This window comes from Paucibacter hankyongi (assembly GCF_037482915.1).
In the GTDB taxonomy this organism is placed as follows: Bacteria; Pseudomonadota; Gammaproteobacteria; order Burkholderiales; family Burkholderiaceae_C; genus Paucibacter_A; species Paucibacter_A hankyongi.
In genome coordinates this window covers 22,641-37,025 of record NZ_JBBHJX010000014.1, presented here as the reverse complement: position 1 = coordinate 37,025, position 14,385 = coordinate 22,641, and the positions used below count along the sequence as shown (strand labels likewise).

The following is a 14,385-nucleotide window of genomic DNA, read 5'->3' as shown; positions in this document are numbered from 1 at the left end:
CGGCAAGCCGGGCAAAAAGCGGGGCAAAACCGAAGGCAAACTTAGGCCGAGTGCTTGCACACCCCAGCCACATAGGCGGCGCGCAGATTGCGGTCATCGGCCAAGCTCATCCAGGCAAACACCCGTTCATGCAGGCCGCGCACCACTGCGTCGCGCGCCTCGGCCACCGGGCCGCGTGCCCAGTCCCAAACGCAGACATCGGCCAGGGTGCCCGCGCCGAAATGGCCGATTTCCGCGCCCAGGCCCAGGGCCTCGGCGGCGCCGCGAGTGGCGGCATGCAGTCCGGCCCAGGCCGTCAGGCGCTGGCCGGCCATGGCCTGGACCTTGTAGCCATCCAGCAGCGTGCGCTGCATCGACAAGCTGGTGCCGCCGCCCACATCGCTGGCCACCGACACCTGCACCTGCCCGGCGCGGGCCGCCGGCCAGTCAAACAAGCCGCTGCCGAGGAAGAGATTGGACGAGGGGCTGAACGCCACTTGGGCGCCGCTGGCCGCCAGCACGCGGCGGTCTTCATCATCCAGCCAGATGCCGTGGGCCAGCACCGAACGCGGGTGCAAGAGGCCTTCGCGGGCATACACATCCAAATAGCTGCGCGCCTGCGGGAACAGCTCGCTGACCCAGCGCACCTCCTCGCGGTTCTCGGCCACATGGGTTTGCATGTACAGCGTGGCGTCGGCACGGCACAGCGCACCGGCCATGGCCAGTTGCTCGGGCGTGCTGGTGGGCGCAAAGCGTGGCGTGACCGCATAACTGAGGCGATCCACACCATGCCAGCGCGAGATCAGGTCCACACAGTCGCGCTCGGCTTGCGCCACACTGGGATCCAACAAAGCGGCCGGGGCGTGGCGGTCCATCAGCACCTTGCCGGTGATCAGGCGCATGCCGCGCTGCTGCGCGGCCTCGAACAAGGCCTCGACCGAAACCTTGTGGACAGTGGGGAAGACCACCGCCGCCGTCGTGCCATGCGCCAGCAGGGCGTCCAGAAAACGCGCCGCGCCGGCCTGCGCCACGGCCGGGTCTGCATAACGGCATTCGGCCGGGAAGGTGTAGGTGTTGAGCCAGTCAAGCAGCTCGGCGCCGTAAGAGGCGATCACATCGAGCTGCGGGCAATGCACATGGGTATCGATGAAGCCGGGCAGGATCAGTCGGCCTTGGTGATCGATCTTGAGCCACTGCTGATCCGGTTCATGCGCCTGCGTGCCCTGGATGCGGCCCTGCTCATCGATCAGCAACCAATGGTCAGGCTGGAAGCGCACCGCGCCGCTGCCCTCCAAGTCGCCCCAGGCGGGGCTGGCGGTGAAGTCGAGCAGGTCGCCGCGCAGGGCAATTTTCTGTGGCGTTGTAGTGGACAAGGCAGCGTTTTCAAAAGAGGCGGGACAGGATCGTATATCGTCAAGGGCCCAGCAGCTTGGTGAGTTTGGTTTCGATGAGCATGCAGCAGCGTCCGATCCGTTTTTTCCAGCAGGGCCAGATTCGGTCCGTCCAAGGTCTGCCGACCACGACCACGCTGCTCAGCTATCTGCGCGAACACCAGCCCGGCCAAGCCTGCACAGGCACGAAAGAAGGCTGCGCCGAAGGCGACTGCGGCGCTTGCACCGTCTTGCTGGGCGAACTGAATGAGCAAGGCGAGCTGCGGCTGCGCAATGTCAACGCCTGCACCCAGCTGCTGCCCACGCTGGACGGCCAGGCTCTGTTGACGGTGGAAGACCTAGGCTCGGCCGCCAAGCCCAACCCGGTGCAGCAGGCCCTGATCGACTGCCACGGCTCGCAATGCGGCTTTTGCACCCCCGGCTTTGTGATGACGCTGCAAGCTTGCTATGAGCGCCATCAGGAGGCAGGCAGCCAGCCCACCCGCCAACAACTGGCCGATGACTTGGCCGGCAATCTGTGCCGCTGCACCGGCTACCGCCCGATTCTGGACGCCGGCGAGCGCATGTTTGCGCTGCCGCCCCACACCATTGATCGCGCGCCCATCGTGGCGGCCTTGCGCCAATTGCAGGCCGATGAAGCTCTGCATTACGAAGCCCCCAACCCGGCTTATGCAGGCCGGGTGGACGCCTTTGATGCGCCGCGCACGGTGGCCGAATTGGCGGCGTTATGTGAGGCCAAGCCGCAAGCCCGGCTGCTGGCCGGCGCCACCGATATCGGCCTGTGGCTGAACAAGCAGTTCCGCGATGTGGGCGATTTGATTTTTGTGGGCGCGGTGGCCGAGCTACGACAGATTCGCGCGCAAGATTTCCAGGGCCAGCCGGGCTTATGGATAGGCGCCGCCGCCTCGTTGGAAGAAGCCTGGTCGGCACTGACCGAGGCCGCGCCGGCTCTGCGCGAGCTGTGGCTGCGCTTTGCCTCGCCGCCGGTGCGCCAGGCCGGCACCCTGGGCGGCAATATCGCCAATGGCTCGCCGATTGGCGACGGCGCACCCGCATTGATCGCCCTGGGCGCCGAGATCATCTTGCGCCACGGTGCCCAGCAGCGCCGCATGAGGCTGGAAAACTTCTACCTCGGCTATATGCAAAACGCTCGCCAGCCGGGCGAATTCGTCGAGGCCTTGCATCTGCCGCTGCCCGGTCCTGACTGGCGCCTCGGCGCCTACAAAGTGGCCAAGCGCTTTGACAGCGATATCTCCGCCGTCTGCGCGGTGTTGGCCTTGCAGTTGGAGCCCGGCAGCCATCGGGTGCTCGCAGCACGCTTGGTCTATGGCGGCATGGCCGCCGTGGTCAAGCGCGCAGCCCTTGCCGAAGCGGCCTTGCTGGGCCAGGTCTGGGATGAGGCGGCGCTGCAAGCGGCGCAGGCCGGCTTGAGCCAAGACTTCACGCCTCTGAGCGACGCCCGCGCCAGCAGCAGCTATCGATTGCAAGTGGCGCAAAACCTGCTGCGCCGACTCTGGCTGGAAACACGCGCCGAGCAGCCACTGGCGGCGCGTGAGTTGAGCGTCTGGCAGGCCGTCAGCTTCAATAGCCGCACGGGGAGCGCGGCATGAAGGCGCCCCAGCACATGCAGACGGGCGACCGCGTGGGCCAAAGCCAGCCGCATGAATCCGCCGCGCTGCACGTCAGCGGCGAAGCGGTCTACACCGACGACATCCCCGAACTGCAAGGCACGCTGCATGCGGCCCTGGGCTTGTCTCCTGTGGCACATGGGCGCTTGCTGTCCATCGACTTGGCGCTCTTGCGCGCCCAACCGGGCGTGGTGGCGGTGCTGACCGCCGCCGACATCCCCGGCGAAAACAACTGCGGCCCGCTGGTCCATGATGACCCGATTCTTGCCGGCGAGACTTTGAGTTATCTGGGCCAGCCAGTTTTTGCCATCATCGCCAGCAGCCGCGAGCTGGCGCGCCGCGCCGCCGCCCTGGCCAAGACGGCCTTGCAAATTGACGCCCTGCCCGCTGTGCTGACGGCCAAAGACGCCCATGCTCAAGGCCACTATGTGCTGCCGCCCATGCACCTGAGCCGAGGCGATGCGGCGGCCGCCCTGGCAGCGGCGCCGCTGAGGCTCAGCGGCGAGTGGTCGGTGGGCGGGCAGGAGCAGTTCTATCTGGAGGGCCAAATCAGCTACGCCGTCCCGCAGGAGAACCAAGGCCTCTTGGTGCATTGCTCCACCCAGCACCCGAGCGAGATGCAGCAGTTACTCGCTCATGCCTTGGGTTGGGCCTCGCATCAGGTGCAGGTGCAATGCCGGCGCATGGGTGGCGGCTTTGGCGGCAAAGAATCGCAGTCGGCCCTGTTCGCCTGCGTGGCCGCCGTCGCGGCCACCAAGCTGCGCCGCCCGGTCAAGCTGCGCCTGGACCGCGATGACGACTTCATGATCACTGGCCGACGCCACGGCTTTGACTACCGCTGGGATGTGGGCTTTGACGAGCAGGGCCGCATCCTCGGCGCCGAGGTGGAGCTGATCTCCAACTGCGGCCACTCGGCGGATCTGTCGGCGCCGGTGATGGCGCGGGCACTCTGCCATTTCGACAACGCTTATTTCCTGCCGCATGTGGCCCTGCACGGCTTTTGCGCCCGCACCCACACGCAGAGCAACACCGCCTTTCGCGGCTTTGGCGGGCCGCAAGGAGCGCTGGCCATCGAGATGATTCTGGACGCGGTGGCGCGCCGCTTGCAGCGTGACCCGCTGCAGGTGCGGCTGATCAATCTTTACGCCGACGAAGGTGGCCGCAACATCACCCCCTACGGCCAACAAGTCGAAGACAACATCCTGGCCCCGCTGATCGAAGGCCTGCAAGCCAGCAGCGACTACGCCCAGCGCCGTCAAGCGGTGAGCGACTTCAACGCTCGCAGCCCGGTCTTGAAGAAAGGCCTCGCGCTGACGCCGCTGAAATTCGGCATCAGCTTCAATGTGGTGCACCTGAACCAGGCCGGCGCGCTGGTGCATGTTTACACCGATGGATCGGTGCTGGTGAACCACGGCGGCACCGAGATGGGCCAGGGCCTGAACACCAAGGTGGCGCAGGTGGTGGCGCATGAGCTGGGGTTGAGCCTGGCCCGCGTGCGCTGCAGCGCCACCGACACCCAGAAGATCGCCAACACCTCGGCCACGGCCGCCTCCACCGGCAGCGACCTGAATGGCAAGGCCGCGCAAGACGCCGCCGCGCGCATCAAGGCCCGGCTGGCCGCGCTGGCGGCGCAGCTGTGGCAATGCTCGGCGGATGAGGTGCGCTTTGCGGACGAGCGGGTCAGCGCCGGCACTCACTCGATGAGTTTTGCCGAGCTGGTGCACAAAGCCTATATGCAGCGGGTGCAGCTGTGGAGCGAGGGCTTTTACGCCACGCCCGGCCTGCACTGGGACCGCGCCAAGCTGCAAGGCAAGCCGTTTTACTACTTCGCCTGCGGCGCTGCTGTCTCCGAAGTCTTGGTCGACACCCTGACGGGCGAAAGCCGTGTCATCCGCGCCGACGTCTTGCACGATGTGGGCCGCTCGCTCAACCCCGCGCTGGACATCGGCCAGATCGAAGGCGCTTTTGTGCAGGGCATGGGCTGGCTGACGATGGAGGAGCTGGTCTGGCACCCCAGCAGTGGCGCCCTGCTCACCCACGCGCCCAGCACTTACAAAATCCCCACCGCGAACGACAGCCCGCCGGACTTCCGCGTGGCCTTGTTCGACCAGCCGAATGCGGCCGACAGCATCCACCGCGCCAAAGCGGTGGGCGAGCCGCCGCTGCTCTTGCCGATCTCGGTGCTGCTGGCCATCAAGGACGCCGTCGCCTCGACCGGCCCCGCCGGTTGCGACCCCGATCTGCGCGCGCCAGCCACCGCAGAGTCCGTCTTGCGAGCATTGCAGTCGACGCAAGGCCTGGCTCCTCTTTGACCGCCATACGCCCCGCGCTGAAAAGTCTTGTAGGGAAGCACTTGGCGTTGCTGCCGCTACCCGGTAGGCATCAGAAGCGTCGAAGCTTGGTTGGCCCTTAACAATTGAGGCATCGCCTCCCTCGATACAACTGCATGGCCCAGCAGTGCCCTATTTCGACATCGGCTTTTCCAGTGAGTCCCATTGGTAGGCCTTTTCGACACGGTCTGCGATTTGATTCATCAGGGCCAGGCCATTGGCGCCATTGCTCATGATGACGACGCCGTAACCCTTGCGAATATGTCCGCTCATCCACGCCCAATATCCCCAGTTCGAACCACTGTGCGAAAAGTACCAGCCGTCTTGGCGCTGATCAATCACCAGGCCCATGGCGAAGCGGCCTATTCCTGGCGGGGAAATCATTTCTCTAGCAGTGCGCTGATCAATGACCTTGCCGGTCGGACCGCGCAGCCCGGTCTGGATTTCGATGATGATTTTTGCGAGATCACTTGGGGTACTCCACAAGCTGGCGGCGGCCTGTTCCGGATAGACGTGCCAGGGAGGCCCCTTGCGCTGGCCATGTTCGTCGTGTGCCAGCGCGGCATTCGTAGTATCGGAGTCCGTTGGCAGTGACTCGAAAGTGCTGCGGGCCATGCCTAAGGGGGTTAATACCGTCGAACGCATGAACTGCGCAAACGGGCGTCCTGATAACTCGCTCAGGGCCAGTTGCATGATGGTGTAGCCACCGCCGGAATACTTGTAGGCCTCATACGGCGCGCGTGTGAAGACCACCTCGCCCACGTTGGACGGTGGCTGACCCTTGATGATTTGCAGCAGCGTTGGCAGCGGCGTGTTGGGCACGTAGCCAGGGAAACCAAATCCGTCATCCGCCCCCGAGGTGTGGCTGAGCAGTGAGCGTGGCGTCACCGCTTGCGCGTGCGTCAGATCGGATGTGGGAACTTGCCATGATTTCAGCAGCGTATTGACATCCGCATCCAACTTCATCCGCTTCTTTTGGACCAAGTGCATGGCAGCGAGCGCCGTGACTGGTTTGCTGATCGATGCGGCCTGGAAACGAGTTTGTGTATCAACCAATCGGCCAGTTTCTGCATCTGCCACGCCATAGGCCTTGGCCCAGTGCAGTTTGAAATCCTTCACCACAGCAATGCTCACGCCTGGGACGTGGAGCCGCTCGAGCAGCGCCGCAATACTGAATGCAAACAAATCGCTTTCGCCCGGCGTTTGGTCTGGAACTTGCGGCGCTTCAATGCGAGCGATCATGGCTGCCGCATCGTCTTGAGCCTGGGCTGAACTGATTGCGAGCGCGGAAAGGACCAAAAACAGCGTTGGCAAAAACCGCATGCGGCGCTTGGACGATAGATGGCTCATGCGCTTTCTTATACGGAAAAGTCGGAGGCAGGATTTGATTCTGACGGCCCTCAAACAATTTTTCGAATCCCCTCGTGCACCCAGGGCAACGACTGCTTCTGGCACAGTCTCGGTGGATGTCTCGCCCCAAGCCAAGGCTTCAACGTGGCCCCTGCGTATCACCACAGGCCACCCCGGCGCGCATGGAGCCACAAGCCGTGCTTCAGGCCCTGTCACAGACTGCGCTCCCACAGCAGGCGCGCGTTGACGCCGCTTTGCAGCCGATCTTCCAGCCTATGGTCCAGCCCCTCGACCAAGACGCGGCGGGTGCTGACCCGATCGGGCTGAAGCAGGTTGCCGAGGCTGAGCCGCCAGGCGTTTTGCTTGTCCAACTTCCACAAGGCATAGAAGTCCAAGACCCGGGTGGACGGCAAGCCGGCCCAGCGGTCTTCAGCCAGTCGCTGCGTGGCGCCGCGACTCAGGCTCAGATTGCCGCCCCAGCTGAAGCTGCCGCTCATGACCTCCAGCGGCGGTGCCGCCAAACGGTGATCGAAGCCCAGATTCAGGCTCATCGGAATCTGCTGAGCCAGGCGGTTATCTGGTCCCGGCACCGCCAGCACCCTTGAGCGATGAATCGCCCAGTTGCCACGCAGCTCCACGGCCGGCGCGCCAGACTTGATCAGCTCCGGCAGGCTCAGGCGCGCTTCCAACTCCAGGCCCTCCACCCAAGCCGTGCCCTGATTGGTGCGCCGCTCCACCCAGTGTTTGTTTTGAAGAATCAGCTCGCTGACGATGACCTGCTCGATGCGCTTCAGATAAGCGCTGGCGCTGAGCAGGCTGGACTTGCTCAAGGGATGCGTCCAGCTGGCATCCAAGCCCCAGGCCAGCTCAGGCAGCAGGTCCGGGTTACCTTGCAGGTCGGGCGTGGTCGGGCTGTTGTTGTTGGCGACAAAGCGGCGCGGCGTCAGCTCGCGGGGCGTGGGCGCTTTGTAGCTGCGCGCCAAACCGAGGCGCAGCTGATCCTTGCTATCCGGCACGCGCCAGAGTGCTTGCAACACCGGACTGAGCACTCCCGAGGTCTTGCTGATGCCCTCGAACACATTGCCGGTGCTGCGCGTCTGCAGTGACTCCCAACGCAGCCCCAGCGTGGCCTGCCAAGCCTTGCTGATGTCGAGTTCATCCTGCAGGAACAGCGCCAGGCGACGGATGCGGGCGTCGTAGATTTCGTCCAGGTTCTCCACCGGCAAGCCGCCCGGCAGCGCTTGCTCGCGCTGCAAACGGTCTTCACTGCGGCGATTTTCTTCCAGATCAAAACCGGTGCTGAGGCTGTGTGATTCGCCCAGCGCGCGACGATGGCGCCCCGCCAGACTCCAGCCTTGGTCAATCGCCAACGAATCAACATGGGCATCACGGATCCAACGCCCACCGAAGTCATAACCTTCAAACTGTGCGTCTGAGTCTCGCTGCAAGCGCGTGTAGCCCAGTTTCAACTCCGACTTGGCACCGCCCTCCTCGTTCAGGGTCCAATTCAGCCGGCTGCGCAGCTGCCAGCCGCGGATCTTGATGTCCAGATCATTGTGGGCCTGCTCGGGCGTTGGGCCCGCCGTGCTGAAACGGTCGTCGATCGCGCCGCCTCGGGAGTGTGAGACGCGCAGCAGATGATCGGTGCTCAGCGTCTGGCTGGGCGATAGCGTCCAACTGGCGCGCGGGCTCAGGCTGAGCCGATTGCTCCGGTCAAATTCGAGCTTGTCGGTACGGTAGGCCTGCACTAGCTGACCTTGGGCATTCAGGGCTTGCTGATCCAGTTTCATCGGCCACTGTTGCTGCTCATGCGCCAGGCCCACGCCCAGCCCCCAGGAAAAACCACCGTCACGGTCACCGAGATTGAGGTCGGCGCTGAGCATGGGCCGGCTCAACTGCGAGCCCATGCCGAGCTTCAGCTCACGCTGCGCCTGGCGGGCGCTGCGCCGGGTGACGATATTGATGCTGCCCGCGATGGCCTGGCTGCTTTGTTCGACGCCGGCACTGCGCGACACCTCGATGCGCTCGATCGCCTCGGGCGAGATCGACTCCAGCGAAAAACCCGGCGGCACCGGCTCGCCGTTCAGCAGCAACTGGGTATAGCCGGCCCCCAGGCCCGACATGCGGATCTCCGCCCCGCGCGGCCCCTGGTCGAGCACGCTGATGCCTGGCACGCGGCGCAAGGCGTCGCTCAGCCGGGTGTCGCCGGCGCGCAGCAGTTCGTCCCGGTTCACCACCAGCAAGGCGCCGACCGACTCACGGCGCGCGCTCAGCGCGTTGGCCGCGCCATCGCCCTGCACCTCAACGCGCTGCAGGCTAGCCGTGGACGGCGCCGGCTGCTTGGGCGGCTGTTGTGGCACCTCCGCACCCTGCGCCAGGGCCACGATCGGTGCCAATAAGATCATCAAACCCAATGGGGCTAACTTGCCCAATCGGCCCTTTGCACCCCTCACCGCCATCCGGCTTGAATCAAAACTTCCATCCATTGCGATCAACACGGCACTACTTCCCAAGAAAACCTTCGTCTTGCCCCTTCGGCATGGTCGCGATTAGACTGGGGCGCGCCCGACAAATCAATCTTGATCAAGTTCATCAATATATGAATCAACCACAGCGACGGGTTCGCAAGACAGCAGCAAGCAGCCCCACCGAGCCGGCGCCTGCGGGGCTACAACTGCCCGCTTCAGGCACCTACACCCTGCTTGATTCGGCCGCTGCCGCGACGCGTCTGGGCATCAGCAAGGCAACGCTGTACGCCTATGTCAGCCGCGGCCTGTTGAATGCCAACACAGACCCGAGCGACCCGCGCGTGCGCCGCTATTCCAGCTTTGAGGTTGAGTTGCTGCTGCGGCGCAAGGAGGGCGGCCGGCAACGCGAGCAGCAAACCATGGCAGCCCTCAACGACGGCCTGCCGCTGTTGGACACCGCCCTGTCCTGCGTGCGCGAGGGCCAGCCGATCTACCGCGGCCAGCCGGCACTGCAACTGGCCGAGCAGGCCAGCGCCGAGGATGTGGCGCGTCTGCTCTGGCAGTTTGATGCCGCCATTGATCCCTTCACCGGACCAGCCCCAGACCTCGGCGCCCACTGGCAGCGGCTCTGCGAGCAGTTGCCCAACAAGCCGACCAGTCGTCCATTGGCCCTGTTCGCCACCGCGCTCACCGAATTACATGGCCCGGCCTGGCTGCCCGATGGCGAGGCTTTGGCGAACGCTTGCGGGGCGCACCTGCGGGCGTTGATCGCCAGCTTTCTGGCCAGCCCGCCCAGCGATGCACCGATGCACCAGCAGTTTCGCCGCGCCTGGCATTTGCCCGCCAAGGCCGATGAGGCGCTGCGCCGCGCCCTGGTGTTGGTGGCCGATCACGAGATGAATATGGTCAGCTTCAGCGCCCGCTGCCTGAGCTCGGTGGACGCCAGCTTGGGTGCAGCCTTGCTGGCCGCCATGTGCAACCTCACCGCCACCTTCAACGGCGGCGCCTGCATGCAGGTGGAGGCGCTCTGGGACGAGATGGCCGCGGCCGATGACTTGGACGCCGCCCTGATGCGCCGACTCGACCGCGGAGAAGGCCTGCCGGGCTTCAACCACCTGTCCTATCCCGGCGGCGACCCGCGGGCGCGGCGACTGCTGGACGAGTGCGAACGGCTGGCGCCGGCCCGCAGCGACGGCCTGCAGCAAGACCTGGCCCCGGCCGTGGCCCGCTTGACCGGCTGGAAACCGTCGATTGACTTCGGCTTGGTCGCGCTGCGCCGCGCAATCGGCGCTCCCGCCGAGGCGGCCCTGTGTCTACAAATGGCCGGGCGCAGCATCGGTGTGCTGGCCCATATCCTGGAGCAGCGCCGCAGCGGCCAGCGCCTGTGGGTGCGGGCGCGCTATATCGGGCCCTGACTTGAATTGACCCCGCCCACGCCTGGACGACGGCTCAATTCAGCATTTGCTCCACATCGCTGGCCACATCACCGGCGGCTTCGATCTTGGCCGACAAGAAGTCCAGGTCCAAATGCAAATGTTCCACCAACTCGGGCACGGCCACCATCAAGGCCTGGCTCGGGTTGTCGTGATGCTCGGCCGCATCGGCAAGCACCTCGGCCAGATGCAACACCGCCGCCATCAGCGAGAAGGGGCGAATTTCCATCGGCGTGTTGGCATCCTTGAAGGCCTCGACCATGGTCGCCGGGAAATGCCAGTGCGAAGCCAAGGAGGCGGTCACGTCGGCATGGGTGCAGCCAAAGCGATGTTCTTCCAGCGAGAAACGGCTGCCCGGTTCGGCCGCATGCGCTTCCACATCGGCCACCATCTCGGGTTCACTCATCGCCATCATGATTTGGCCGGTGCGTAACATCAAGCCAGCCAGATAGGCAGTGTCGGCATCCAGATGCAGCATCTTGCTGAGAATGCGCGCGTAGGCCGCCGTGCTGACGCTGTGGCGCCAGAACAGCGAGCGGTCCAGGCCCTTCACGACCGGGAAGGCGCCCGACAGGCAAGCCGCCAAGGACAGATTGCGCAAGGTCTCCATGCCCAGCGCCGCGGCGGCATCGGTCAGGCTAGAAATTTGGTGCGAGGGGCTGTAACGGGCCGAGTTGGCCAGTCGCAGTACCTTGGCGGCCAGCCCGGCGTCCTTGCCGATCAGATCGGCGACTGTATTCAGGCTGATGTTCTCATCGTCGAAGCTGCGCATCAGTCGGCTGGCGACCTCAGGCATGGTGGGCAGTGCGTGGTTCTTCTGGAAGAATTTTTCGGCTGCAGCAGTCACATTGGTCTCCTCTGGCTCTGACACGGATCGAGAGTTGCGGGGCACAACTGCACTACCCCTCACTTGCAGTCTAAGCGGCGAAGCGAGGCCAAGGCCAGCAAGAAAGACCAAGAAAGCGGTGAATTTCCAACGCAATTGGATCGAAAAACGGCTCCCGCCGTGCAAGGATCAGTCGTGCGCCAAGGTCTGCAGGGCGCCCAGATTGAGCAATTTGATCGAGTAGCCTTTGACCTCGATCAGGCCGGCACTCATCAAACCACGCAGCAGACGCGACAGCGTCTCGGGGGTGATGGCCAATTGGGCCGCCAGCTCGCGCTTGCGTTCCTTCAGGGCCACATCGCCCCCGCAAGCGTCTGAGCGCTGCGACAGCAGCCAAGTCGCCAAGCGCTTTTGCGCGTCCTTGGCCATCAAGTCATGGGTGGCGCCGGTCAGGTTCTGCACCGCCTGCGCCAAGGCCCGCATCATGCGCTCGCGCAGGTCTGGGAAGCGGCCGAGCAACTGCCGCAGGCCCTCCAAAGGCAACTCGAGCACGGTGGCATTGAGCAAGACGCGGGCGTCCTGAACATGCCCTCCGCCGACCCATGCGCTGCTGATGTCCAGCCAGGCCGGGCCGTGGATATTGCGCTCCAGATGAAAGGCCTGCCCTTCGCCGGCCACCCCGAGCCCAACCGCGCCGTCCAGCACCGCCACCAACTGGCTGGCCGCCTGGCCGCGCCGGAACACCAACTCGCCCACCGCCAGCTGCCTAGGACGCAACAGCAGGCCCAACGCTTGCCGCTCGGCCTCGGTCAGGCGCGGCGGACCGAACACAGCCTCCCACTCCGGATCCCAGGCCTGGGAGCGGGCGGCACTACGGGCAAGCAAAGGGGCGGTTGCGGTGTCCACGGTGGCGGAGGTCCATTCAAATGATGCTGGGCGAGGGAAGAAGACGCCGGCATCAAACGCCGGAGCATGGTGGGCAATGTCCGCCATGACCCCGTTCCTGTCTTTGCGCAAAATCAAAACTCCCTATCGACACACAATCCGCCATCGCCCTTGTTTGATCCAATCCACTATGGTTTCCCCAACTCAAATCACCCGCAAGGCCTCGCTCGCTGCAAATGCGTCCTTGCAGCCCGGCAGCAGCTATGCGCAACCGTTCGACCTGTTGGAGGCTTGCCATCAGCGGGTGCAGCGCAGCCTGGACCTGTTGCTGCGCCTGTGCGAACACCTGCGAGCGTCAGGCGTCGACGCCAATGCCCGCTCAGCGGCCCAAGACCTGCTGCGTTACTTTGACGTGGCCGCGCCCTTGCACCACCAGGACGAGGAGTTGCATGTCTTCCCCGCACTGGAACGTGGCCAACAAGCCGAGCTACTGCAGGCTTGCCAGATGCTGCGCCGCCAGCATGAGGACATTCATCGCCAATGGCTGGCACTGCGCGGGGCCCTGGCGCCCTTGACGGCTGCGGCGGACGGCGCGCTGTCCGAGCCCGAGTGCGCCGAACTGGCGCGTTTGGCGCAGCTGTTCGTGACGCTGCACGCCGAGCATCTGGCGTGCGAGGATGGCTTGGTATTCCCGGCCGCAGCCGCCGCGCTGGACGCGCAGCAACTCGAGCGCATGGGCCGGGAGATGGCCGCCAGGCGCGGCCTTCAACTCCCCTGAAAGTCCCTGACTGTCGCCTTCAGAGCACCAGCAAGGCCCTGAAATCGTTCACATTGGTGAAGGTTGGGCCTGGCGACACTAAGTCGCCCAAGGGCTCGAAGAAACCACGGGCATTGTGCGCATCCAACTCGCGTCGCGCGCTCAAACCCAGCGCGCGGGCGCGGGCCAGGCTGCTTGGGGTCAGCAGGGCGCCGGCGTTATCGCCAACGCCATCGATCCCGTCGGTATCTGCCGCCAGCGCATAGACGCCGGGCTCGCCGTCCAAAGCGATCGCGCAACCGAGTAGGAACTCGGTCGCACGCCCACCTTGGCCGGGTCGCGCCGAGTCGCCGCGCACCGTCACCGTGGTTTCCCCGCCGGAAAAAATCACGCAAGGCTTGCTGAAAGGTTCGCCGCGGCGAGCCACCGCCCGCGCCATCGCCGCATGCATGGCGCCAATGTCGCGCGACTCGCCCTCGATTGAATCGCTCAGCACATGGGCGTTCAAGCCCAATGCGCGGGCCGCCTCGGCAGCCGCCTGCAGGCTCTGCTGCGGCGTTGCCAGCATGCGCAGCTGCTGGCCGGCAAAGACGGCATCGCCGGGCTTCGGGGTTTCAAACGCGCCCGACAGCAAGCCCTCGCGGGCGGCCGCCGGCAAATGGATCGCATAGCGTTGACAGATCGCCAGCGCATCGGCGCAAGTGCTGGCATCGGCCACCGTTGGCCCAGACGCAATGACGGCCGGCTCGTCGCCGGGCACATCGCTGATCATGAGGGTCAGGACTTGCGCCGGCGCACAGGCCGCGGCCAAGCGGCCGCCCTTGATGGCGGACAGGTGTTTGCGCACGCAATTCATCTCATCGATGGCGGCGCCGCTGTTCAGCAAGGCTCGGTTGACGGCCTGCTTATCTGCCAGGCTCAGTCCCAGCGCCGGCAGGCTCAGCAAGGCCGAGCCGCCACCGGAAATCAGACAGATGACCAAATCGTCCGGCCCCAAACCCTGCGCCAGCTGCAGCAAGCGCGCCGAGGCGGCAACGCCGGCTGCGTCGGGCACCGGATGAGCGGCCTCGACCAAGTCGATGCGGCGCGGTACATAGTCCGGTGGGGTGTGCCCATAACGGGTGATCACCAGGCCACTGAGCGGCTGATCCTTCGGCCAGGCGGCCTCCAGCGCTTGGGCCATGGCGCCACCGGCCTTGCCGGCACCCAGCACCAGCGTGCGGCCCCGGCTTGGCGGTGGCGGTAAATGCGCCGCCAGTACGGCCGAAGGCAAGGCGCGCGCCACCGCCACATCGAACAAATGGCGCAACAGATCGCGCGGCGGCATCAACACTTCGG

The 14,385-nt window shown here is 65.1% G+C and carries 10 protein-coding genes; 4 read left to right on the top strand and 6 right to left on the bottom strand.

From position 1 onward, the window contains the following. Window positions 1–41 precede the first annotated feature (41 nt). Window positions 42–1,352: a guanine deaminase gene (gene guaD / locus WG899_RS17645; protein WP_339596967.1), complete on the bottom strand. Its 1,311-nt coding sequence runs from the start codon at window positions 1,350–1,352 to the stop codon at window positions 42–44. Between the two features lie 80 nt (window positions 1,353–1,432). Between guaD and xdhA the strand changes: the two genes are divergently transcribed. Then, window positions 1,433–2,980 (top strand): xanthine dehydrogenase small subunit, encoded by a 1,548-nt coding sequence (xdhA, locus tag WG899_RS17640; protein ID WP_444718866.1) that lies wholly within the window; start codon window positions 1,433–1,435, stop codon window positions 2,978–2,980. Further along, complete coding sequence (gene xdhB, locus WG899_RS17635; protein WP_339596966.1) at window positions 2,977–5,310, top strand: xanthine dehydrogenase molybdopterin binding subunit; 2,334 nt, start codon at window positions 2,977–2,979, stop codon at window positions 5,308–5,310. The genes xdhA and xdhB overlap by 4 nt, the downstream gene beginning before the upstream one ends. 150 nt (window positions 5,311–5,460) lie before the next feature. Here xdhB and WG899_RS17630 read toward each other — a convergent pair whose 3' ends face one another. Both WG899_RS17630 and WG899_RS17625 read right to left on the bottom strand, forming a co-directional pair. Further along, the gene (locus WG899_RS17630; protein ID WP_339596965.1) at window positions 5,461–6,678 is read right to left on the bottom strand and encodes a serine hydrolase domain-containing protein; all 1,218 of its coding nucleotides are present in this window, start codon (window positions 6,676–6,678) and stop codon (window positions 5,461–5,463) included. A gap of 212 nt (window positions 6,679–6,890) precedes the next feature. Continuing rightward, complete coding sequence (locus WG899_RS17625; RefSeq protein WP_339596964.1) at window positions 6,891–9,083, bottom strand: TonB-dependent receptor plug domain-containing protein; 2,193 nt, start codon at window positions 9,081–9,083, stop codon at window positions 6,891–6,893. 194 nt (window positions 9,084–9,277) lie between these two features. Between WG899_RS17625 and WG899_RS17620 the strand changes: the two genes are divergently transcribed. Continuing rightward, window positions 9,278–10,561, top strand: coding sequence for a citrate/2-methylcitrate synthase (locus tag WG899_RS17620; protein ID WP_339596963.1), 1,284 nt, complete (start codon window positions 9,278–9,280; stop codon window positions 10,559–10,561). A 34-nt stretch (window positions 10,562–10,595) separates the two neighbouring features. Here WG899_RS17620 and WG899_RS17615 read toward each other — a convergent pair whose 3' ends face one another. Both WG899_RS17615 and WG899_RS17610 read right to left on the bottom strand, forming a co-directional pair. Further along, window positions 10,596–11,426 carry an HDOD domain-containing protein gene (locus tag WG899_RS17615; protein WP_339596962.1) on the bottom strand — a complete coding sequence of 277 codons (831 nt, stop codon included), beginning with the start codon at window positions 11,424–11,426 and terminating at the stop codon, window positions 10,596–10,598. 168 nt (window positions 11,427–11,594) lie between these two features. After that, window positions 11,595–12,398 carry a Crp/Fnr family transcriptional regulator gene (locus tag WG899_RS17610; protein ID WP_339596961.1) on the bottom strand — a complete coding sequence of 268 codons (804 nt, stop codon included), beginning with the start codon at window positions 12,396–12,398 and terminating at the stop codon, window positions 11,595–11,597. Between the two features lie 82 nt (window positions 12,399–12,480). Here WG899_RS17610 and WG899_RS17605 point away from each other — a divergent pair, with 82 nt between their 5' ends. After that, a complete protein-coding gene (locus WG899_RS17605) occupies window positions 12,481–13,068 on the top strand; it encodes a hemerythrin domain-containing protein (RefSeq protein WP_339596960.1) in 588 nt (195 codons plus the stop codon). A 19-nt stretch (window positions 13,069–13,087) separates the two neighbouring features. Here WG899_RS17605 and WG899_RS17600 read toward each other — a convergent pair whose 3' ends face one another. Further along, window positions 13,088–14,374, bottom strand: a complete 1,287-nt coding sequence (locus tag WG899_RS17600; protein WP_339597042.1) for a glycerate kinase type-2 family protein — start codon at window positions 14,372–14,374, stop codon at window positions 13,088–13,090. Window positions 14,375–14,385: the final 11 nt, after the last annotated feature.